Below are 21,948 nucleotides of genomic sequence, written 5' to 3'. Positions count from 1 at the left end.
TTAATATTTACGGTTTCGAGTTTATACCGAGATTAAACAGCATCACTGTCTAAACCCAATCCCTTTTTAATTGTTGCCATTTGCAGCTCTAGCTGCGAGCGAATATCAGACACCAACTCACTCGACTCATTTACTTGGCTTTTCATATTATGCATTGATTGAGTAAAGTCACTAAGGAAATTGCTTTGCTGTTTTGCAAGCTCCATTGCTTCAACTGCAACTGTGTTTGCCTGCTGAGCATTATTTGCGACCCCTTCAGAGTTTGCTTGAAGCTCTTGGGCATTTTCGGTTTGTAGCTGTGCATCCTCAGTTAACGCATTAATTTGTGAGTAGACCATTTGAGAGTTCTCACTTAATAACGCCAGCTGATCGTTAATCTCTTTTAACGAACCTTGGGTTTGCATGGCTAATTGCCTTACTTCATCAGCAACCACCGCAAAACCTCGGCCTTGCTCACCGGCTCTTGCTGATTCTATTGCAGCGTTCAGTGCTAATAAATTGGTTTGTTCAGCTATGGTGCGAATAACCGTTATTATATTACTCACTCCTTGTACGCCGCTCAGTAACTCTTGCACACTGTGCATACCTTGTTCAATACGTTGCTGTGTATCAGAACTCGCATTAAGCATATTTTTAGCAAAACCAACACTTTGCTGCATTGCCTCATAAGTACTTTGAGCATTTTCAGCAGCTTGAGCGTTAATATGATTAACCTGCTCACCTATGTGTTGAATATTTACTAGTAAACTTTCATTTTTAACAACTTGTTCGTAGCTAGTCGCGCTTTTTGACCCTATTTTTTCTAAATGCTCACTCATTTGCTCCATGAAGTCACTAACGACACCAAGCATACTGGCTCTTTCTTGCGCCTCCAGACGCTGGCGCTCAATTAACAGGTTAAAATACTGCGCTATTTCACCAACCTCTGTTTTAGGATTATTCACTGTAATATTTTTTAACTCATTACTTTCGATTAAAAATGCAAACCCATCTCGTAGTTGCCGCAAAGGCTGTAAAACCTGTTTACGTTGCACCCAATAAACACCAAAAGCTAATATTACTAAACCACCTATTGCAATTCCAAACACCCAAAATACTTGTTGTTTAACGGTATCTTGCTGCGCTTTTAATGTTTGCTCTGCCTCAATCACTGTTTTTGATAACACGCTAATTTGTTCACGTAACTCATTCGTTCCAGAATTACGCTGCTTTGCTTGCGATAAAGTACTGCTTAAATCACGTAAATAGCGCTTAGGCCAACTAACCAACTCCGCTTTTATATCAGCAGCCAAATCCTCTGGCTTCTCATCTACAAATAAAGCAAATTCATCAACCTCAGTCATCACTCCTAAATTAGGCAACTGTGCAATTTTTGCAGCGAGTAAGTTTAAATTTTTTACGCTTTGTTGCAGGTTTTTTTCAATTTCAGGCTGGTAATCATTTAGCAGTTGATAGGTCGATAAAGATAAATTAACCACTTCACTATAATAATCACTCGCCAACTTATTGTAGCTTAGAGCATGACTACTTTGAGTTGATGCTTTTTGTACATAATTTATAAGCGATGACGCTGAGCCCGCCATTTGTCTCAGAGCATTGTCTAAAAGCGCAGTTTCGTTACCTGAGAGCTTTCCTAGTGCTCTGTATTTACCGTTAATGTCTTTATTTAGTGAAAATAGCTGTGTTGAAAGGCGCACTTCTAACTCAGAGGGAAGTACCGTTAGCTGCTGCGCTTTAAGTTGTTCAATTAAAGCTGAAGATTGCGTCAGGTATTGGCTATTGCCTCGTGCCAAGTAGTCTTCTAAAAGGCCAGCAAGATCGACCATTATGGTATTTTTTAATTGGCTATAAGCAATATCTTGTTGTTGAATTTTTAGTAATGTATGACTTGCCCATAACAAGGTAGCAGCGAGCAACACACTGGCTAACGTTAATAAAATAGCTAAAAGACGGGTAAAAAATGATACACGCATAAACATATCTCAAAAGTGACATTCATACAGAGTATTGAATTTTTATGACATTTTTATGTAAAAGACTTAATTAGGGTAATAGTCAGGTGTATTGAGAGGTAGATAAAGACTCAATAGAAGGATGTTTTAAGTAACTAATAAAAAACCGCGTATAAACGCGGTTTTTTTTAAATTAAGCTTTTAATTAAAGGCCTGCGCGGTCTTTAATAATAGGGATTAAAGCTGAACCAGCATGATTTGCCTCAGCCCAAGCGATATCTGCGCCATCTTCAAGTGAGCTTTTTGATAAGTTTTTAACAATGTACTCACCCGTATCAACCGCATTACTTGCAACAGCGTGACGCAATAAGTTGTTACCATTACAGAAAACTGCATCATAGATATTACGTACTTTCACACGTGAACTTTTTAGTTTGCTACGCAGACGATTTTTATCATCAGCGGCAATGTATTCACAGACTGAAACAGCTAACTGATCATCAGCGCTTACAGGCGCAGTATAAGCGAACGAACCCGCTGCAATAGCAGCAATTACAACTAGCTTTGGTAATTTAATCATTGATTGGACACCCTATATTAATACTTTTTTCGTACTCGACTGTTTAATATTGTACCAACACGCTCAGATTTTCGCAATAATGTTAAGAAACTTTATTCAAAGTTACGAACTTATAACTATATTTATTTTTATCATCGGGCGTCATCAACATTTCATCTTCAATTTGCCAGTTTGCAACACTTTTATAATCAGGAAATTGTGTATCCCCTTCAACATCTAAGTCTATAAAGGTTAAATACAAGCGCTGCGCCTGCGCTAAAAACTGCTGGTAGATGTTTCCGCCACCAATTATCATCACCTCTGCAACATCATTAACAAGCTCAAGTGCAGCTTCTGGTGTGGTTACTGTTTCAATTCCTGATGCGTGATAGTCTTTATTACGAGTAATAATAATATTACGTCGCCCAGGTAACGGTCGGCCTATTGATTCAAATGTTTTGCGCCCCATAATAACGGGTTTACCAGAGGTTACTTTTTTAAAGTGCTGAAGGTCACCAGGTAAATGCCATGGCATTTTATTATCTAAGCCAATGACACGGTTATTTGCCATTGCTGCAATCATTGAAATTATCACACTAAATACCCAATACTTTATTATTAATCAAAGAAAAAGGAGCGTTAGCTCCTTTTAAATATAAACAATTATTAACGCTCGTAGACAACTTCTACGTCGTAATCATCTTCATCCCAATCATCCCAGTCATCATCATCGCCTTTAGTGGCTTTTTGATGGTAGGTATCCCACTTAAATTCAACCTCTTCGTCTGCCACTTCTACAAACTTCTCTTTAGGCATGTTATCAAGTAGCGTCATGATGTCGTGAATTAATGGCTGCGTATTTAATTTATTAATTGCAGCAATACTGTAAATATTTTCAGACTCACCCAACTCTTCTGCAATTTGCTCACATAAGGCTTTGGCTTCATCTTCAGGCAATAAATCAATTTTATTAAATACTAACCAGCGTGGCTTTTCAGCAAGCTTAGGGCTGTACTGGTGTAGCTCGTTGATGATTGCAAATGCATTATCAACAGGGTTAGAGCCATCAACTGGCATTACATCTATAATATGTAAAAGCACACGACAACGCTCTAAATGCTTTAAGAAGCGAATACCTAATCCCGCACCCTCTGACGCGCCTTCAATCAAACCTGGAATATCAGCGATGACAAATGATTTGTTTGCTTCCGGACGAACAACCCCTAAGTTAGGAATCAGCGTAGTAAATGGATAATCAGCTACTTTAGGTTTTGCAGCTGACACACTGCGGATAAAGGTTGATTTGCCTGCATTTGGTAAGCCTAGTAAGCCGACATCAGCGAGTAGCATTAGCTCTAACTTAAGGTTACGTACTTCACCCGGTGTGCCAAGTGTTTTTTGACGTGGAGCACGATTAGTACTTGATTTAAAACGCGCATTCCCCAAGCCATGGAAACCGCCTTTTGCAACCACAATTCGTTGACCATCTTGGGTTAAATCCCCTAATGATTCTTGTGTATCAACATCAATAATACGTGTACCAACAGGCACTTTAACGATCAGGTCTTCACCTTTCTTACCCGTACAATTACGGCTTTGACCGTTTGTACCGCGTTCTGCTCTATGAAAACGCTCGAATTGATAGTCAATAAGGGTATTTAAGTTTTCATCAGCTTGTAGATAAACACTACCACCGTCTCCACCGTCACCGCCATCAGGTCCACCATCTGGAACATATTTCTCACGACGAAAAGACACGATGCCGCTGCCACCGTCACCAGCTTCTGCGCGAATTTCTACTTCATCTACAAACTTCATGATTACTCACTTTAGGGATTGGCTTGTTAATAACTCTATTATATACCTAAGTGGCTTATAGAGCACACTGAGCATAAAAACACTTGGGTATATATTTAAACATGCTTAAAACAAAAAACCCCGCAAAGGCGGGGTTTTTTAACTACCTTACTGATTACTCAGCTACGATAGTTACGTATTTACGGTTTAAAGGACCTTTTTGTTCAAACTGAACTTTACCATCTGCTTTTGCGAAGATAGTGTGGTCTTTACCGATACCTACGTTTGCGCCTGGGTGGAAACGAGTTCCACGCTGACGAACAATGATGCTACCCGCTAGAACTGATTCGCCACCAAAACGCTTAACACCTAGGCGTTTGCTTTCTGAATCGCGACCGTTACGAGTACTACCAGCTGCTTTTTTATGTGCCATTTCTAAGTACCTCTAATTAAGCGCTAATGCCAGTGATTTTAACTTCTGTGAACCATTGACGATGGCCCATTTGCTTACGAGAATGCTTACGGCGTCTAAATTTAACAACCTTAATCTTCTCACCGCGACCGTGTGAAACAACCTCAGCTGTTACTTTACCACCGTTTACGAACGGTACACCAATCTCGATCTTCTCACCATCAGCAACTAAAAGTACTGAATCAAATTCAACTGCTGCACCAGTTTCAACGTCTAATTTCTCAAGACGAATTGTTTGACCTTCAGTCACACGGTGCTGTTTACCACCACTTTGGAAAACCGCGTACATAATTAACTCCGTCTGTGCGCCCTCAAATCGACGCAACTAAAATATTCTTCAATAGGGCGCGAAGTTTACGCTAATGCGTAAAAACTAGCAAGCCTCTTTTTGTAATTAAATGAATAAAAAGTAGCTGCATTGAGAGCAATTCAATATTTCCTCTATTTTATATTAAAATCCCCCTTTGCCAAGCGCTTTTTAACGGTTACAGAAAATAAATTAGCAATAGCAAAGCGAGCCTATGTAGTTCAATTAACCGCCAAGGGTGATTCAAAATTAAACCAGGGTGTTTAATCAATTATTCACAAGGTTAATAGGTCATTTAACCTACTTAAGGGTGTTTTTTTAAGGAATCATCACAAAATATCGAGCTAATGCATTTTTTGTTGTACAATCTGCGCCGTTCACACATTAAAATTGGCTCGGAGATCAATGGATATAAAAGCTATCCAGGCGTTAATCGAAAGCGATATGAATGACGTCAATCAACTAATACATGCGCAAATGCGCTCAGATGTGGCGTTAGTTAATCAACTTGGTTTGTATATTGTTAACAGCGGTGGCAAACGTGTTCGCCCTATGTTGGCTATTTTGGCGGCTAAAGCGCTAGGTTACCAAGGCAAAGATCACATTACGCTAGCAACTATCATTGAATTTATTCATACCGCAACGCTTTTACATGATGATGTTGTAGATGAATCTAATTTGCGCCGTGGCACACCTACAGCAAATGCTGAGTTTGGTAATGCTGCTAGCGTACTGGTGGGTGATTTTATTTACACCCGCTCGTTTCAGCTAATGGTGGGTCTTGGTAAAATGCAAATAATGCAAGTACTGGCTGATGCAACCAACATTATTGCTGAAGGTGAAGTGCTGCAATTAATGAACTGCAACGACCCTGATACCACTGAAGCCAGTTATATGCAGGTTATTTATTCTAAAACCGCCAAGCTATTTGAAGCAGCGACGGGTCTTGCGGCCATTATTACTGAGCAAGACGATAGTGTACTAGAGGCACTTAATTTGTATGGCATGCATTTAGGTACTGCTTTTCAGTTAGTGGATGATGTTTTAGATTACAACGCTGATGCCGACCAACTTGGTAAAAACATTGGCGACGATTTAGCTGAAGGTAAGCCGACGTTACCTCTTATATATGCAATGCAACACGGTAGTGAGCATCAAACACAGTTAATAAGAGACGCTATTGAGCACTGTAATGGTATGGAGCACCTTGACGAGATACTGGCTGCGCTCAAACATACCAATGCCCTTGAGTTCACAATGAAAAAAGCCGAGCAAGAAGCTAATAAAGCAATTGCCTGTTTAGATTGCTTAGCTGAGTCGAGTTACAAGCAAGCACTAATTAGCTTAGCTAGAATAGCGGTTGACCGCGACCACTAAGTAATACTGTGTAGATAATTCCGAGCAATAAAAAAGCCTGCAAATGCAGGCTTTTTTTATGGGTTAATTTTGGCTATTACGCCATAAAATCAACACCTTCTTTGATATCTTTTTTCAGCGTTTCAAGCATGTCATTTTTAGCTTGCTCTTCAAATGCGCTTAGAGTGCCGTAAGAAAGAATTTCTTCTACGCCATTTTTGCCTAAACGTACCGGGTGTGCAAAGTACTCTGCATCGCCATTTTCAACAGCAACGTATGCATAATCTACAACGTCTTCACCTTGTAAGCCTTTAACTAAAGACATACAAAAACGTGCTGCAGCAGCACCCATAGATAATGTTGCAGAACCACCGCCCGCTTTAGCATTAACTACTTCAGTACCTGCGTTTTGGATACGAGGAGTTAGTGTAGCTACTTCTTCATCAGTGAAAGTAACACCTTCAACTTGAGAAAGTAACGGTAGAATGGTTGTGCCTGAGTGGCCACCAATCACTGGTACTTTAACACTTGCTACGTCTACGCCTTTAAGTTCAGCAATAAACGCTTCAGAACGGATCACATCTAAAGTTGTAATACCAAATACACGCTTAGCATCGTAAGTACCTGCTTTTTTGAATACTTCAGCAACAATCGGTACAGTTCCATTAACTGGATTAGTGATAATACCTACAAGCGCTTTAGGACAGTTAGCAACAATGCCTTCTGCTAATGTTTTAATGATACCAGCGTTAACATTAAATAAATCAGCACGATCCATACCTGGCTTACGTGGCATACCCGCTGGGATTAAAACAATATCACAACCTGTTAATGCTTTATCTAGTGCATCTGCACCAAAACCTTCAACTTTTACATCTGTTGGGATATGAGAAAGGTCAACAGCAACACCAGGAACTACTGGCGCAACATCATATAGTGATAATTCTGAACCAGCTGGTAAGCCTGTTTTTAATAATAAAGACAACGCTTGACCGATACCACCTGCAGCACCTAATACAGCAACTTTCATTGGAATTCTCCGTGATTTGAGGAAGGAAATATTTGTGGTTTATAAGATAAAGAAATTAGCGACTAAAAACAAATTTATCCTGCCTATTTTAGCTATATTTTCGACCATAGTTGTAAACTTTGCTGTTTAAACGCAGCAAAACCTAAACAACTGCTGCATAAATATGCATTTTTGTGTAGAATTTGCAGTATCGACAACATAACTAATTAGACACTATGCAACCACAAGACAAACAAGAAGCATTGGTAAAAGCCTTTAAAGCACTTTTAAAAGAAGAGAATTTTGGCTCACAAGGCGAAATAGTTGACGCATTAAAAGAACAAGGCTTTGATAATATTAGCCAAAGTAAAGTGTCGCGGATGTTAAGTAAGTTTGGCGCGGTACGCACCCGCAATGCAAAACAAGAAATGGTGTACTGTTTACCTGCCGAAATGGGTGTACCAACCGCTAAAAGCCCGTTACGCCAGTTAGTTATTGACATTATGCATAACGAAATGATGATTATTATTCGCACCAGTCCTGGGGCTGCTCAGCTAATTGCCCGTTTACTTGACTCATTAGGTAAAGCAGATGGCGTATTAGGAACAATTGCCGGCGATGACACTATTTTTATTGCGCCAGCGAAAGTATCAGAAATAGACCTCACATTAGAGCGTGTGCGTATTTTGTTTGATACGGTTTAAACTCGTTTGGTTATCACTGTTACGGCTATACTAATACGTAGCCGTTACTGGCTTGTTTTATAGCTGCTTTAGAAATCGCACTGAGGGTGCAAAAAACGCAGAGCCCATATCTGCTTGAGTAAAATCAAGCCAATGGTCGTAATACTCCCCCTGCCCTAATCGGCTATTGAGTACTTTCTCGAACGCATCCCCTTTAGCCGAGCACGTAATCATTAACATCCCCTGCTCATACACGTCGCCATAAGGCATACTTTGATTTAGTAATAATGCTTGCCCCTGTTCATCTTTTAATTCACTTCGGGTTGCATGGCTGCTTTCAAGTGCGGGGCTTATTAGGGTATTGTCGAGACGAGTACGCCCCATTATTTGTTCTTGTTCTTGCAACGACAAGTGCTGCCATAACGTTAAGTCATGCTTATAGCGCTGAACATGAATATAGCTGCCTTGATCTTCAAAGCTATCAGGCTTATTAACGAGGGCCGTAACCCGTTTTTGACGACCATGCGGTGTATCACCGGCATAAATAAAACCATTAAAATCACGGCCATCTAGAAAACGAAAATTACGAATTTGCTCCACCAGCTCAACATCAGGGTTGAAAAGTTTTAATATTTGCAATGCAAACAGGTGGTTCACATCTTCTCTGTCTGAGCGGATTTGCACAAATAAATCGCAAGGCCTTGCACTCATCACAAAATCGCTATGGGTAATATTAGGAAAGCTTTGCAGCTCGCTTGGCATATAATCGGGCAGAATGTGTGGCCAATATTGCGCGCCAATGGCGACCATACAAGAAAGCATAGATTCAGAGAATTGATCACTAAACTCATCTTCAATATCGCTCACTTTTTTAAGCTTAGCGCGAAGTGATTCGTCGTGACCATCAAGTACATTAAAAAATAAGTGCAAACCGTGTAAGTTTGCTTCAGCACAAATCCCTGATTGCGCTTGCGCCATTGTTATTCCTTACTTTTTAGAGCAAAACACAGCGATTAATTACGATTCAAAAAAATTCACCGTGTGCGGTTTTATTTTTATTATAACCTGTTCATTAATTTCAAATGACTGGCCATACTGGGCTGCAACTTCTATTTCTTGCTCAGCAATAACCACAGTGTATACATAAGCAGAGCCAATAAAGCGACTACTTAATACACTAACCCGCTCAGATTGCTGTTGAGTATCGTTATTACTAGCAAGTTCAAGTTGATGCGGACGCACATAAATAACGCCCATATCGGCCACGCCATGCTGCTGTGGCTGTATTGATTCAACCACCCCAAACTGCGTTTGATATTCAGTGGCGGTTAATACGGTTGCGCTTAAGTATATGCCCTGACCCAGAAACTCTGCAACCTCCTTTGAACGTGGTTTAGCAAAAAGCTGTTCTGGCGTACCTTGCTGCGCAATTTTACCTTGGTGCATAACCGCAAGCGTATCTGAAAAAGCAAACGCCTCTTCTTTTGAGTGAGTAACAAACACAGCCGATACTTGCTGCGCCTTAATAATGCGCCTAATGTCGGCAATTAACTCAAATCGTACTTGGGTATCAATATTAGAAAATGGCTCGTCAAGTAACAGTAAGCTAGGTTTATAAGCTAATGCGCGTGCAATCGCTACTCGCTGCTGTTGCCCACCAGAGAGTTGATGAGGGAATCTATCGGCGCAGCCTACCAAGTGTACCAGCTTTAGCATTTCACTTACGCGTGCGTGTTTATCTGCTTTGCTCATGCCGCTTAGCCCAAACGCAATATTATTAGCCACCGTTAAATGCGGAAATAACGCATAGTCTTGAAACATCATGCCAATATTACGATGCTCAGGTGAAACAAACGTATTAGCATCACTGACTAGCTTACCATCAATAAATACCTGCCCTTGTTTGGCTTCAATTAATCCTGCAATGGCTTTTAGTGTGGTGGTTTTACCGCAGCCACTGGCTCCGAGTAAACACACTATTTCGTCTTTACCTAAGGTTAAATCTAAATTATCTATCACCTTAGTCCCGTTATATGCATAGCTCACGCCTTGTAAAATCAAACTACTCATTTAGCTACGTTGCTCCATTGAACGGTTAATAAAATATAACGGAATAAACCCCACCACCACAATAAACAAAGCCGATATAGAGGCCAGCTCTAATTGTTCATCGCTTACATACTGAAACACATGAGTTGCTAAGCTTTCAAAATCAAAAGGCCTTAACAACAAAGCTGCGGGTAGCTCTTTCATACACTCAATAAAGACCAATAAACCAGCGGTTAATAAGCCTCGGCGTAATAAAGGTAAGTGCACTAAGCGTAATGTGCGCCCTTGGCTTTTTCCCATTGACTGGCTTGCCATATCAAGGGAGGGACTAATGCGTGAAAAGCTCGACTCAATAGCTCCGTGTGCAACGGCGTAAAACCGCACTATATAAGCAAAAATAATAGTGAGTAAGCTGCCAGTAAGTAATAAACCAATATCTAAATCATAAGGAGCTAAAGTGCGGTTGATAGTATTTTCTAATAGGGTGAGTGGCAACAATACCGCTATCGCTAATACTGTGCCGGGTAACGCATAGCCCATACTGGCCAAACGCCCGGGTATTAATGGATTTGTTTGTTTAGCAATGCGCTGATAAAACACCACTAAAACACTCAGTATAATAGTCACCACACTGACTACAGCCGCCACTTTTAAACTTTGCCATGCATAGCTAAAAAACTCACTATTCCACGCTTGATCAAAATACATAACTGCATATTTGAGCAATACAACCATCGGAATAATAAACGAAATAATTAAAATAAAGCTACAAAACCCCGTTGCTAGCCACGCAGACTTGCCTTTGAGGATATAAAGCGCCTCGCTGTTCACGCTCGATTGACGCTCAAATACCGCTTGGTTACGACGGCTAAAACGCTCGGTGATCAATGCTAAGAACAGCAATAACAACATCACCCCTGAAATTTTTGCTGCTGCAGTTAATGAATAATAGCCAAACCAGGTATCGTATACGGCAGTGGTTAATGTACTGACAGCAAAATAGCTTACGGTGGCAAAATCAGCCATGGTTTCCATGCTGATCAAAGCAAGTGCCGCTACAATGGCACCACGGGATAATACAAGGCTGACTTTAAAAAAGCTTTTCCATGCATTTAGCCCCATTAACTGACTGGCTTGGACTAACTTAAAAGATTGTTCTCGCAGTGCAGTTTTAAAAATTAAATATAAATACGGGTAGAGTACCAGCGCAATCATAACAATAGCCCCTGGTAAGGTGCGTATATCAAAAAACCAGTAATCACTTGGCGACTGCCAACCAAACCACTCTCTTAGAGTTATTTGTACCGGCCCCGCATAATCGAGTAAATCGGTGTACACATAAGCAATAATATAAGTAGGCATGGCAAGAGGCAGCATCAGTGCCCATTCAAATTGTTTTTTACCAGGAAAACGGCAATAAGCGGTGAGCCAACCCAGCGGCAATGCAATGGCGCAACTAAGCAGCCCTACACCTAAAACAAGTAATACGGTATTGCTTATATAGTCCCACAGTACGGTATTCCACAGGTGGGTAAATACCTCTGAGTCGCCTTGTAAAGATTCTAATAGTAGGAAAAACAACGGGGTCGACAGCAATAACCCCGTCGACCACGCAATAAGCTGCCATTTTGACAGCTGAAATTTATAAGTCATTAAAGATCGAACTTCACCTCATCAATTAGCTTAAGGGCTAACGGACGATATTTGCTAATTTCATCAAGCGGTAAGCTGTCTTCCTTAAAGCTTCCCCATGATGCAACCAAACTAGAAAGTTTCACACCTGGCTTAACCGGATACTCCATATTGAGCGAGGCATACATATTTTGCGCCTTATTGTCTGTCATATACTCTATGAGTTTCAAGGCATTTTCAGGGTTTTTAGCATACTTAGTAATAACCGCACCCGATACATTTATATGTGATCCTCGGTCAGTTTGATTTGGAAAGTTAATATGAACGGCTTCAGCCCATGGTTTTTGTGCTTCATCTTGCAGCATTTTGCCCAAGTAATAACTATTACCTAAGGCTAAATTACATAAACCTTCTTTAACCGCTTTAACTTGCGCTCGATCGTTACCTTGAGGTTTACGCGCTAAATTAGCTTTTACACCCTCAAGCCATGTTTTCGTCTGTGCTTCACCATGATGAGCGATCATAGAAGCTACAAGGCCTAAGTTATATGGGTGTTTGCCAGAGCGAGTACAAATTTGTCCTTTGTATTGCGGCTCAGCAAGCGCTTCGTAGGTAAGGTTAGGCAATGCGCCTAAACGCTCTTTTGAAGAGTAAACATTACGCACGCGCTTAGTGAGCGCTACCCACTGACCATCGCCATCACGAAATGCCGCCGGGACATTATTATTAACCAGCTCGCTTTCGATGGTTTGCGTAAGATTTAGCTCTTCTAATTGAATTAAAGCACTAAAGTTTGAGGTTAAAACTAAATCGGCTTTGCTGTGTTTACCTTCACGCTTAACACGTTCTATTAAGCCTTTTTTAGCAAACACCACATTGGTTTTAATGCCCGTTTGCTGTGTAAAATCGTCTAAAATAGGTTTAATTAAAAAAGGTTGTCGAAATGAGTAAATATTCACAACATCGGTTGCAACAGCCGGTGCTGAGGCAATTAACCCAACAACAAGCGCGAGTGTTTTTTTCATATTGTCTTACCTAACTAATAATTATTATCATTAATTTTACCGCGATGAACTAAAAAGTGCACACTTTATATAATCACTTCGTGATAAATACGCCCAAAAAAGAAAACCCTTGTAAGATATCTCTTACGCTTATGACAGCTAATGAGTAAAAACACTCTGTATAACACCCCAAAAACATAGCAAGTTATTGTATTTTATATAATTTAAAAATATTTCATTTGTAAGAACCTAAACCATAAGCGGTTTTATCCTACATTTACTGCAAATCACTCTCTATAATTAACCCATAAATAAGCAACGACGCTTACCGAGTAAATGGAAACGGACTAACTACTCGAATACCAAGGTTTGGTTTTTAGGATAACAGGGATTTAAGGACAGGCTCAGGATGAGTATCGCAATGGAATGTTGCATAAGGGATAGCATCAGGATGATGCGTAATGGATAACAACACGGAAAAGTTGTTGCTAAAGGATAGGGAATAAAACGGACAGGCCTTAGGGCAACACAACGGAATGGTAGCAAAAGGAATGCACTCGGATGTGCAATAAGGATTGGTAATAGATTTTACCTTACAGGATGTTTTAGGGATTTATGGAGACAGGCCCGGATAGCCTATATTACATAGAACTAGAAAGTAATATTGTAATAACACGGATCGTAAAAATTGGAGTTGATTAGGTTCAATTGCAGGATGCAACAAAGTTAGAAGATTCCGCAAGCGCGACTAGAGATGGTTCGCGCTTTTCTTTTGCCTGAAAATCAGCGGTCAGCCAAGATTATATACATTCAAACTATGAACAAGCATTAAATCCAGCCTTTTCGTATCAACATCTTGCAGTTTATTCCGGCCTGCCTTTGTTGCGCTTACCGAGTAAATAGGCGTCGCGAAATTTGATAAAATGCTGTTCTAATTTAGTACTCGCATCAACCTCATTCGCTAATGCCAATACCATAATAGCCACTTCTGCCGTACCTAACTGGTGAGCATGGGGTGCTACACGTAATCGGTAATCTGAGAGCTTTTGTGCGGTAATAGAAAGCACGGGCAAATTATCTAGATAAGGACTTTTGCGGATCATTTTTTTAGCTTCACGCCATGTACCATCTAAAAATATAAATAAAGGCGTTTTACCTGCAACAGGCTCTACTTGCGTTACTACTCTATCTGTTTCAACATCTTCAGCAGGAAAAATCACAAAAGGCTGATATTTATCATTATTCAATAATGCTAATAAAGCAGGATCTGGGGAGGTTCTATCCCAGCGAAACGCATAATTGTCAGGGACTATTTCAGCAATTAAACGCCCTGTATTAGACGGTTTAAAACTTTCATTATGATACATCAGTAAACAAACCGCAGCGTCGCAACTTGCGTACTCAGCGCCCTCACAAATACAGTAATGCTTGGCAATTAAGCATTGCTCACAGCGGTCCATCTTACCGCCCCGGGCATTAAACTCGCGTCGAGATTCACTTATTTGCTGGGCACGTAATGCTAAAACTGAATTTTTTAAACTCTGGGTCACTGTGGTTTATTACCTATTAATTGATGGCTGCGCATTGTAGCTAAAATAAAAGAAATTAGATATCAGCTATCAGCTATCAGATATCAGCTATCAGCTATCAGCTATCAGCTATCAGCTATCAGCTATCAGCTATCAGCTATCAGCTATCAGCTATCAGCTACAAAATTTTGCTCATATTAACTTAAGTGTCAAGGGAGCTTGTCTTTACTGACGGCTGACGGCTGACGGCTGACGGCTGTCGGCTATAAAAACAAAAAACCCAAGCCGAGGCTTGGGTTTTTTGTCGCGATTAACTAAAAGAAATTACTTCTTCTTTTTAACTGCTTTTTTGTTTGGTAAATCAGTGATTGAACCTTCAAAAATTTCAGCTGCAAGGCCAATTGATTCGTTCAATGTTGGGTGAGCGTGGATAGTCAACGCTAGGTCTTCACCATCTGCACCCATTTCAATACCTAGACCGATTTCGCCCAGCATTTCGCCTGCGTTAATACCAATCATAGCACCACCGATAATACGGCCGCTTTCTTTATCAAAAATAAGCTTAGTAGAACCTTCAGTACGTGAAGAAGCAATTGCACGACCCGATGCAGCCCAAGGGAATACTGCTGTTTCAATGCTTAAACCTTGCTCTTTCGCTTCTTTTTCAGTTACACCCGCCCATGCAATTTCAGGGTCAGTGTAAGCAATTGAAGGAATACACTTAGGATCAAAGTAATGTTTTTGACCAGAGATAACTTCAGCAGCAACATGACCTTCATGAACCGCTTTATGCGCAAGCATAGGCTGACCCACTAAGTCACCAATTGCAAAAATATGTTCTACGTTAGTACGTAATTGCTTATCAACATTAATAAAACCACGCTCATCAACATTCACACCCGCTTTATCAGCGTCTAACATGTTACCGTTTGGTGTACGACCTACAGCAACAAGTACTTTGTCGTAACGTACTGGCTCTGCTGGTGCATTTTTGCCTTCAAACGTAACATATAAACCGTCGTCTTTTGCTTCAACGCCAGTTACTTTAGTTGAAAGCATCACGTTAAACTTGTCTTTAACATGCTTTTGGTAAATTTTTATGATGTCTTTATCAGCAGCAGGAACAAGTTGGTCTGCAAATTCTACAACATCAATTGCAGAACCTAGTGCACGGTAAACCGTACCCATTTCTAGACCAATAATACCACCACCTAAAACAAGTAGTTTTTCAGGAACATCTTTAAGCTCTAGCGCGCCCGTTGAATCAATAACGCGATCATCTTCTGGGATGAAAGGTAAGTTTACAGGTTTAGAACCCGCAGCAATAATTGCGTTATCAAAGGTAATGGTTGTTTTACCGTCAGCGCTTTCAACGTCTAAAGTATTGCTACCAGTAAATTTACCGTAACCAGATACAACTTTTACTTTACGCATTTTAGCCATGCCGTCTAAGCCACCTGTAAGCTGGCCAACAACAGACTCTTTCCAAGAACGAACTTCATCTAAGTCAATTTTTGGTGCGCCAAAAGTAACGCCGTGAGATGACATTTCTGCAGCATCATCAATCACTTTAGCTACGTGTAAAAGTGCTTTAGAAGGAATACAACCAACATTAAGACATACACCGCCTAATGTCTCGCGAGATTCTACTAATGTAACTTCTAAGCCCAAGTCAGCAGCGCGAAAAGCCGCAGAGTAACCACCAGGACCACCGCCTAGTACAACAACTTGAGTTTTTAATTCGTTGCTCATGCTATTACCTTTATTGTTTGAACGGGACACAGCCCCAAAATTTAACTGCCATGTTTCTGCAAGGCAGAAAAGGGCATTTGTGCAAATATTGTATCATTGCAAATGATAAAAATCCCAGCTAAAAACAACTGGCTGGGATTTGATTTTACTCACTCTGTAGTGATCACATCACTAACTGGCGTATATCACTCATGTAACTTGCAAGAGTAACAGTAAAGCGTGCAGCAAGTGCACCGTCAATCACTCTATGGTCGTAAGACATTGAAAGTGGAACCATTAGCTTAGGCTCAAACTCTTTACCATTCCACTTAGGCTTCATTTCAGATTTAGACACACCTAAAATTGCCACCTCAGGTGCATTCACAATCGGCGTAAATGCCGTACCACCAATACCACCTAGGCTTGAAATAGTAAAACAACCACCTTGCATATCTGATGAACTTAACTTGCCATCACGTGCTTTAACAGATACTTCCATTAGTTCACGAGAGAGTTCAATAATGCCTTTTTTATCAACATCTTTAAATACTGGCACAACCAAGCCATTAGGCGTATCAACCGCTACACCAATATTGATGTACTTTTTAAGGATTAAGCTTTCACCATCCTCAGAAAGTGATGAGTTAAATGTCGGGAACTCAGCAAGCGCTTTAGCTGCTGCTTTCATTACAAACACGAGTGGCGTAATTTTAACACCCAGCTTTTTCTTCTCGTTAAGCGCGTTTTGCTCTTTACGGAACTGCTCAAGGCTCGTGATATCCGCTTCATCAAACTGGGTAACATGTGGAATTTGTACCCAGTTACGGTGTAAGTTTTTACCTGATAGCTTTTGAATACGAGAGAGTTTTTTCTCTTCAATTTCACCAAACTTAGCAAAATCAACTTTTGGCCACGGAATTAATCCAAGCTCACCGCCACCGGCATTGCCTTTAGCTGCAGGTACTTGACCAGATTCAACTTGCTTAACCAGTTGCTTAACATAGTTTTGCACGTCTTCTTTAACAACACGGTTTTTACGACCTGTGCCTTTTACGTTCGCAAGGTTAATACCAAACTCACGTGCTAAACGACGAACCACTGGCGATGCATGAGCATAAGCGCTGTTGTTTTCAAAGCTCTCAGCACTTGCTTTTTCAGGCGCAGCAGTTGGTTTTGACTGTGCTTGAGCCGCTGGCTTAGATTCAGCCTTTGGCTCGTCTTGTTTTGCAGGCGCGTCACTTGGTGCACTACCTGCTACTTCAAATACAAAAATCAGGGAACCCGTTTTAACTTTATCGCCAGTCGCTACTTTAATTTCTTTTACAGTACCAGCAAACGGCGCCGGTACTTCCATAGCAGCTTTATCGCCCTCAACGTTTAAGATAGATTGCTCTTCTTCTACGCTATCGCCAACCGCAACCATGACTTCTGTTACTTCAACTTCGTCATCACCAATATCCGGTACGCTAACTTCTTTAGTGCTTGATTCTGACGCTTTAGATGAAGCAGCTTTTTCAGTAGGCTTCTCTTGGGTTTTTGAATCACTTGCAGCTGCAGTGTCGTTATCACCACCAGCGACTTCAAAAACAAACACTAATGAGCCCGTTTTCACTTTGTCACCAGTATTTACTTTAATTTCTTTTACGGTGCCAGCAAAGGGTGCAGGTACTTCCATCGCAGCTTTATCGCCTTCAACGTTTAAGATAGATTGCTCTTCTTCTACGCTATCGCCAACCGCAACCATCACTTCAGTCACTTCAACTTCATCATCGCCAATATCTGGCACAGTCACTTCTTTGGTTGACGAGCCCGATGACGCAGCTGGTGCTGCTTCCTCGGTTTTTTCAGCTTCTTTAGAGTCAGCAGCAGGGTTTTGCGCTTCACCTTCAAAGATGAACACTAAACTGCCTGTGGTTACTGTATCGCCCACATTTACTTTAATTTCTTTTACCGTACCGGCTTGTTCAGCAGGTACTTCCATCGCAGCTTTATCGCCTTCAACACTTAATAGTGATTGGTCAACTTCAACTTTATCGCCAACGCTCACTAGTATTTCGGTTACTTCTACTTCATCGCCACCGATATCAGGTACTTTAATTTCAATACTCATTGCAAACCTCTTATGCGTACAGTGGATTTAGTTTGTTCGTGTCGATGTTGAACTTTTTAATTGCTTCAACAACCACTGACTTTTCAACTTCACCACGTTTAGCAAGTTCAGATAATGTCGCAACTACCACGTAGCTTGCGTTAACTTCAAAGTGACGACGTAGGTTTTCACGGCTGTCTGAACGACCGTAACCATCTGTACCCAATACTTTGTAGTTACTGCTTGGGATAAATGAACGTGCTTGCTCTGCGTAGTTTTTCATGTAATCCGTTGCAGCAACAGTGACTGAATCGTTTAATACGCTTGTAATGTAAGCTGTTTTTTGCTCGCTTTCTGGATTAAGCATGTTGAAACGCTCAACATCTTGTCCATCACGCGTAAGTTCATTAAATGAAGTTACAGAGTAAACATCAGATGCAATACTATAGTCTTCGCTTAAAATTGCCGCCGCTTTACGCACTTCAGTCATGATAGTACCTGAGCTTAATAGCTGTACGTTGGCTTTTTTGCCTTCGTAGCTTTCTAGCTTGTAGATACCTTTACGAATACCTTCTTCAGCACCTTCAGGCATTGCTGGCTGATGGTAGTTCTCGTTCATTAACGTTAGGTAGTAGTAAATGTTTTCTTGATCTTCACCGTACATACGACGAATACCGTCTTGCACAATAACCGCTACTTCAAATGCATAAGTAGGATCGTAAGAAATACAGTTAGGTACCGTGTTTGCAAGAATGTGGCTGTGGCCATCTTCGTGCTGTAAGCCTTCGCCATTTAGCGTTGTACGACCCGCCGTAGCACCTAATAAGAAGCCACGTGCTTGTTGATCCCCTGCCATCCACGCCATGTCACCAACACGTTGGAAACCAAACATAGAGTAGTAAATGTAGAATGGGATCATCGGTAAGTCGTTGGTGCTGTAAGATGTTGCAGCAGCAACCCATGACGACATTGCACCTAGCTCATTAATACCTTCTTGTAGTACTTGTCCTGACGTTGCTTCTTTGTAGTAAGAAACGATGTCACGGTCTTGAGGCGTGTAGTTTTGGCCGTGTGGGTTGTAAATACCGATTTGACGGAATAAACCTTCCATACCAAAGGTACGTGCTTCATCGGCAATAATAGGCACGATGTTTTTACCAATGCCTTTATCTTTTAATAAGATATTAAGAGCACGAACAAAGCCCATAGTCGTTGAAATATCACGCTTTTGTTCTTCAAGTAATGGCTTGAATGCGTCAACTTCTGGCAACTGTAACTTTTCAGAGAACTTAGCAATACGTGTTGGTGTGTAACCTTGTAATGCATCACGACGAGCATGTAGATACTTGTACTCAGGTGAATCTTTTTCAAGCTCTAAGTAAGGTAGCTCTTTTAATTGCTCTTCCGATACTAAGTCATCTAAGCCTAAACGTGAGCGTAAGTGAGCCACATGCGACATATCCATTTTCTTAACTTGGTGCGCAATGTTTTTACCTTCAGCTGCTTCACCCATGCCGTAACCTTTTACAGTTTTAGCTAGGATCACTGTTGGACGACCTTTCGTCTCTTCTGCCTTTTTAAATGCGGCATAAAGTTTTGAAGATTCGTGACCACCACGCTTAAGCGCAAAAATTTCGTCATCCGTCATATCAGCAACAAGTGCCGCTGTTTCTGGGTAACGACCAAAGAAATGTTCACGTACGTACGCGCCATCTTTTGCTTTATATGTTTGGTAATCACCATCAACAGTTTCGTTCATTAACTGTAGTAATTTACCTGTGGTGTCTTTAGCAAGGAGAATATCCCAACCGCTGCCCCAAACAAGTTTAATAACATTCCAGCCAGCGCCTTTAAATAGCCCTTCTAGCTCTTGAATGATTTTACCGTTACCCATTACTGGGCCGTCTAAGCGCTGTAGGTTACAGTTAACTAAGTAACATAAGTTGTCTAGCTTTTCACGTGCAGCGAAAGAGATAGCACCACGTGATTCTGGCTCATCCATTTCACCGTCACCTAAAAACGCGTATACACGTTGGTTTTTAGTGTCTTTTAAGCCACGGCCATCTAAGTATTTTAAGAAACGTGCTTGGTAAATTGAAGAAATTGGACCTAAGCCCATAGATACCGTTGGGAACTGCCAAAACTCTGGCATTAATTTAGGGTGAGGGTAAGAAGGTAAGCCTTTACCATCTACTTCCTGACGGAAATTATCAAGCTGTTCGGCACTTAAACGCCCTTCAACAAATGCACGCGCATAAATACCCGGAGAAATATGACCTTGGTAATAAACTAAATCACCACCATCAACATCATTTGGCGCTTTAAAGAAATGGTTAAAACATACTTCATAAAATGCAGCAGACGATTGGTAAGACGCCATATGGCCGCCTAAGTCGAGATCTTTTTTCGATGCACGCAATACAATCATAATCGCGTTCCAACGAATAATTGAACGAATACGGCGCTCAAGATTTACATCACCAGGGTAGGCAGGTTCTTGATCAACCGGGATCGTATTAACGTAGTTTGTGTTAATGCCTGTTGGCATATCAACACCGTCTAAACGGGCTTGCTCTAACACTTGCTCAAGTAAAAACTGAGCTCGTTCAACACCTTCTTCGCGCACAACTGATTCAAGAGCTTGTAACCACTCTTGTGTTTCTAGCGCGTCTACGTCAATTTTATTGACTTCAGACATATGGAGGTTTCCTTATGTTTAAAATACTAATTTTATGTATTGAATACTTCGCTGTTAAATCAAGTTAACAGTGAATGTACTTGCTTAATTTTGTTTGGTGCGTCTTAAACTACGTTCAATTCGCGAATGCTCTTTACCCGCTTCAAGCAATGCTTCTTCAATATAGGCTAAATGCGCATTACTCGCTAAGCGAGCTTGTTCAGGATTACCGTCAATCACTGCATCCATTAATAAGCGTCTATGCTCAGCTAATTGGCTGCTTATATCTGACTTTTTAAGTAACACCGTTAAATTTTGTAAAACATTCTGCTCAAGTAAGCTTTGCATCCCTCTTACTAAATGCAGTAACACTACGTTATGAGACGCCTCAGCGATGCAAAAATGAAAGTCATTAATCGCTTTGGCTTTTTGCTTTAATTCATCTTTAGCTAATGCAATCTGATCAAAGCTCTGTTTTACTTTTGCAAAATCGTTACTTGTTCCGCGAAGTGCTGCGTAATAAGCCGCAATTCCCTCTAGCGCATGACGAAATTCTAATAAATCAAATTGCGATTCGGGGTGTTTACTGATCAAATCAAACAACGGATCAGTCAGCCCCTCCTCCAATTGATTTTTTACATACGTTCCACCACCTTGACGACGGGTTACGAGCCCTTTTGCCTCAAGCTTTTGAATGGCTTCACGCAACGACGGACGCGACACTTCAAATTGCTTAGCGAGTTCACGCTCCGGTGGTAACTTTTCTCCTGGTGCTAACGACCCCTCAAGAATCATGTTCTCAAGTTGTTGTAAAATAACATCAGATAATTTTGCCGCTTTAATTTTTAAAGACATCAATCAACGTCCGCGTTGTATAAGTGCTAGCAGCCCATTAAATAAGGCTTTTAACTGAATGACCTGACCAAAAGGTAAATTGGTCATACCAAATTTTGCCATACGTTATCAAAAACCGTAATTACTGTCAATTTACAGCAGTTTTAAAGCCCTAAGGCCAGCGTAACGTAATTTAAACAAAGTTCAAATAATACACAGAATGCAGAGGATAAAGAAAGGTTAATAAGATGAAAAGTAAATGGTCAGA

Annotated in this window: 18 protein-coding genes; 2 read left to right on the top strand and 16 right to left on the bottom strand. The window is 40.8% G+C overall.

Translation table 11 applies throughout. From position 1 onward, the window contains the following. Positions 1 to 32 precede the first annotated feature (32 nt). The 6 genes from QL984_RS14205 to rplU all read right to left on the bottom strand — a co-directional run bounded on the left by QL984_RS14205 (position 33) and on the right by rplU (position 5,069). Positions 33 to 1,973, bottom strand: coding sequence for a methyl-accepting chemotaxis protein (locus tag QL984_RS14205; RefSeq protein WP_290172880.1), 1,941 nt, complete (start codon positions 1,971 to 1,973; stop codon positions 33 to 35). A gap of 184 nt (positions 1,974 to 2,157) precedes the next feature. Then, complete coding sequence (locus QL984_RS14200; RefSeq protein WP_013465918.1) at positions 2,158 to 2,532, bottom strand: DUF3718 domain-containing protein; 375 nt, start codon at positions 2,530 to 2,532, stop codon at positions 2,158 to 2,160. 82 nt (positions 2,533 to 2,614) lie between these two features. After that, positions 2,615 to 3,106: a type 3 dihydrofolate reductase gene (folA, locus tag QL984_RS14195; RefSeq protein ID WP_024601745.1), complete on the bottom strand. Its 492-nt coding sequence runs from the start codon at positions 3,104 to 3,106 to the stop codon at positions 2,615 to 2,617. Positions 3,107 to 3,177: 71 nt separating this feature from the next. Continuing rightward, positions 3,178 to 4,329 (bottom strand): Obg family GTPase CgtA, encoded by a 1,152-nt coding sequence (gene cgtA, locus QL984_RS14190; RefSeq protein WP_013465920.1) that lies wholly within the window; start codon positions 4,327 to 4,329, stop codon positions 3,178 to 3,180. 154 nt (positions 4,330 to 4,483) lie between these two features. Then, positions 4,484 to 4,741: a 50S ribosomal protein L27 gene (gene rpmA, locus QL984_RS14185; RefSeq protein WP_008114963.1), complete on the bottom strand. Its 258-nt coding sequence runs from the start codon at positions 4,739 to 4,741 to the stop codon at positions 4,484 to 4,486. Between the two features lie 16 nt (positions 4,742 to 4,757). Next, a complete protein-coding gene (rplU, locus tag QL984_RS14180) occupies positions 4,758 to 5,069 on the bottom strand; it encodes a 50S ribosomal protein L21 (RefSeq protein WP_004587921.1) in 312 nt (103 codons plus the stop codon). 423 nt (positions 5,070 to 5,492) lie between these two features. Between rplU and ispB the strand changes: the two genes are divergently transcribed. Beyond that, on the top strand, positions 5,493 to 6,464 hold the full coding sequence (gene ispB, locus QL984_RS14175) for an octaprenyl diphosphate synthase (RefSeq protein WP_058155267.1): 972 nt from the start codon (positions 5,493 to 5,495) through the stop codon (positions 6,462 to 6,464). 76 nt (positions 6,465 to 6,540) lie between these two features. On the opposite strand, the gene mdh is transcribed toward ispB, so the two are convergent. Then, complete coding sequence (mdh, locus tag QL984_RS14170) at positions 6,541 to 7,473, bottom strand: malate dehydrogenase (protein ID WP_013465922.1); 933 nt, start codon at positions 7,471 to 7,473, stop codon at positions 6,541 to 6,543. Between the two features lie 215 nt (positions 7,474 to 7,688). On the opposite strand from mdh, the gene argR reads away from it, so the two are divergent. Further along, positions 7,689 to 8,156, top strand: coding sequence for a transcriptional regulator ArgR (gene argR / locus QL984_RS14165; protein WP_008114955.1), 468 nt, complete (start codon positions 7,689 to 7,691; stop codon positions 8,154 to 8,156). 57 nt (positions 8,157 to 8,213) lie between these two features. Here the strand turns inward: argR and QL984_RS14160 are convergent, their stop codons facing one another. The 9 genes from QL984_RS14160 to pdhR all read right to left on the bottom strand — a co-directional run bounded on the left by QL984_RS14160 (position 8,214) and on the right by pdhR (position 21,701). Next, complete coding sequence (locus QL984_RS14160) at positions 8,214 to 9,113, bottom strand: Dyp-type peroxidase (protein WP_013465923.1); 900 nt, start codon at positions 9,111 to 9,113, stop codon at positions 8,214 to 8,216. A gap of 39 nt (positions 9,114 to 9,152) precedes the next feature. Continuing rightward, positions 9,153 to 10,205, bottom strand: coding sequence for an ABC transporter ATP-binding protein (locus QL984_RS14155; protein ID WP_290172879.1), 1,053 nt, complete (start codon positions 10,203 to 10,205; stop codon positions 9,153 to 9,155). Then, positions 10,206 to 11,837 (bottom strand): iron ABC transporter permease, encoded by a 1,632-nt coding sequence (locus tag QL984_RS14150; protein ID WP_290172877.1) that lies wholly within the window; start codon positions 11,835 to 11,837, stop codon positions 10,206 to 10,208. It abuts the gene before it with no gap. Further along, on the bottom strand, positions 11,837 to 12,841 hold the full coding sequence (locus tag QL984_RS14145; protein WP_013465926.1) for a Fe(3+) ABC transporter substrate-binding protein: 1,005 nt from the start codon (positions 12,839 to 12,841) through the stop codon (positions 11,837 to 11,839). Before QL984_RS14145 ends, QL984_RS14150 begins: the two co-directional genes overlap by 1 nt. Before the next feature lie 842 nt (positions 12,842 to 13,683). Further along, complete coding sequence (locus QL984_RS14140) at positions 13,684 to 14,370, bottom strand: DTW domain-containing protein (protein ID WP_193049718.1); 687 nt, start codon at positions 14,368 to 14,370, stop codon at positions 13,684 to 13,686. A gap of 303 nt (positions 14,371 to 14,673) precedes the next feature. After that, positions 14,674 to 16,101 carry a dihydrolipoyl dehydrogenase gene (gene lpdA / locus QL984_RS14135; RefSeq protein WP_290172876.1) on the bottom strand — a complete coding sequence of 476 codons (1,428 nt, stop codon included), beginning with the start codon at positions 16,099 to 16,101 and terminating at the stop codon, positions 14,674 to 14,676. A 163-nt stretch (positions 16,102 to 16,264) separates the two neighbouring features. After that, the gene (gene aceF / locus QL984_RS14130) at positions 16,265 to 18,190 is read right to left on the bottom strand and encodes a pyruvate dehydrogenase complex dihydrolipoyllysine-residue acetyltransferase (protein WP_290172875.1); all 1,926 of its coding nucleotides are present in this window, start codon (positions 18,188 to 18,190) and stop codon (positions 16,265 to 16,267) included. A gap of 10 nt (positions 18,191 to 18,200) precedes the next feature. After that, a complete protein-coding gene (gene aceE, locus QL984_RS14125) occupies positions 18,201 to 20,867 on the bottom strand; it encodes a pyruvate dehydrogenase (acetyl-transferring), homodimeric type (protein WP_290172874.1) in 2,667 nt (888 codons plus the stop codon). Between the two features lie 84 nt (positions 20,868 to 20,951). After that, positions 20,952 to 21,701, bottom strand: a complete 750-nt coding sequence (gene pdhR / locus QL984_RS14120; RefSeq protein ID WP_008114937.1) for a pyruvate dehydrogenase complex transcriptional repressor PdhR — start codon at positions 21,699 to 21,701, stop codon at positions 20,952 to 20,954. Between the last annotated feature and the right edge of the window lie 247 nt (positions 21,702 to 21,948).

Origin of the sequence: Pseudoalteromonas sp. APC 3495 (assembly GCF_030407645.1) — a bacterium.
In the GTDB taxonomy this organism is placed as follows: Bacteria; Pseudomonadota; Gammaproteobacteria; order Enterobacterales; family Alteromonadaceae; genus Pseudoalteromonas; species Pseudoalteromonas tetraodonis.
The sequence above is the reverse complement of the archived record's forward strand: the minus strand, read 5'-3'. Positions and strand labels throughout refer to the sequence as shown.

What these genes read in the sequence shown, in the direction of transcription:
- QL984_RS14145 (WP_013465926.1), bottom strand. Translation starts at nt 12,841, where the DNA reads ATGAAAAAAACACTCGCGCTTGTTGTTGGGTTAATTGCCTCAGCACCG.
- rplU (WP_004587921.1), bottom strand. Translation starts at nt 5,069, where the DNA reads ATGTACGCGGTTTTCCAAAGTGGTGGTAAACAGCACCGTGTGACTGAA.
- QL984_RS14160 (WP_013465923.1), bottom strand. Translation starts at nt 9,113, where the DNA reads ATGGCGCAAGCGCAATCAGGGATTTGTGCTGAAGCAAACTTACACGGT.
- rpmA (WP_008114963.1), bottom strand. Translation starts at nt 4,741, where the DNA reads ATGGCACATAAAAAAGCAGCTGGTAGTACTCGTAACGGTCGCGATTCA.
- argR (WP_008114955.1), top strand. Translation starts at nt 7,689, where the DNA reads ATGCAACCACAAGACAAACAAGAAGCATTGGTAAAAGCCTTTAAAGCA.
- lpdA (WP_290172876.1), bottom strand. Translation starts at nt 16,101, where the DNA reads ATGAGCAACGAATTAAAAACTCAAGTTGTTGTACTAGGCGGTGGTCCT.
- QL984_RS14155 (WP_290172879.1), bottom strand. Translation starts at nt 10,205, where the DNA reads ATGAGTAGTTTGATTTTACAAGGCGTGAGCTATGCATATAACGGGACT.
- QL984_RS14205 (WP_290172880.1), bottom strand. Translation starts at nt 1,973, where the DNA reads ATGCGTGTATCATTTTTTACCCGTCTTTTAGCTATTTTATTAACGTTA.
- QL984_RS14200 (WP_013465918.1), bottom strand. Translation starts at nt 2,532, where the DNA reads ATGATTAAATTACCAAAGCTAGTTGTAATTGCTGCTATTGCAGCGGGT.
- ispB (WP_058155267.1), top strand. Translation starts at nt 5,493, where the DNA reads ATGGATATAAAAGCTATCCAGGCGTTAATCGAAAGCGATATGAATGAC.
- cgtA (WP_013465920.1), bottom strand. Translation starts at nt 4,329, where the DNA reads ATGAAGTTTGTAGATGAAGTAGAAATTCGCGCAGAAGCTGGTGACGGT.
- aceE (WP_290172874.1), bottom strand. Translation starts at nt 20,867, where the DNA reads ATGTCTGAAGTCAATAAAATTGACGTAGACGCGCTAGAAACACAAGAG.
- QL984_RS14150 (WP_290172877.1), bottom strand. Translation starts at nt 11,837, where the DNA reads ATGACTTATAAATTTCAGCTGTCAAAATGGCAGCTTATTGCGTGGTCG.
- aceF (WP_290172875.1), bottom strand. Translation starts at nt 18,190, where the DNA reads ATGAGTATTGAAATTAAAGTACCTGATATCGGTGGCGATGAAGTAGAA.
- mdh (WP_013465922.1), bottom strand. Translation starts at nt 7,473, where the DNA reads ATGAAAGTTGCTGTATTAGGTGCTGCAGGTGGTATCGGTCAAGCGTTG.
- pdhR (WP_008114937.1), bottom strand. Translation starts at nt 21,701, where the DNA reads ATGTCTTTAAAAATTAAAGCGGCAAAATTATCTGATGTTATTTTACAA.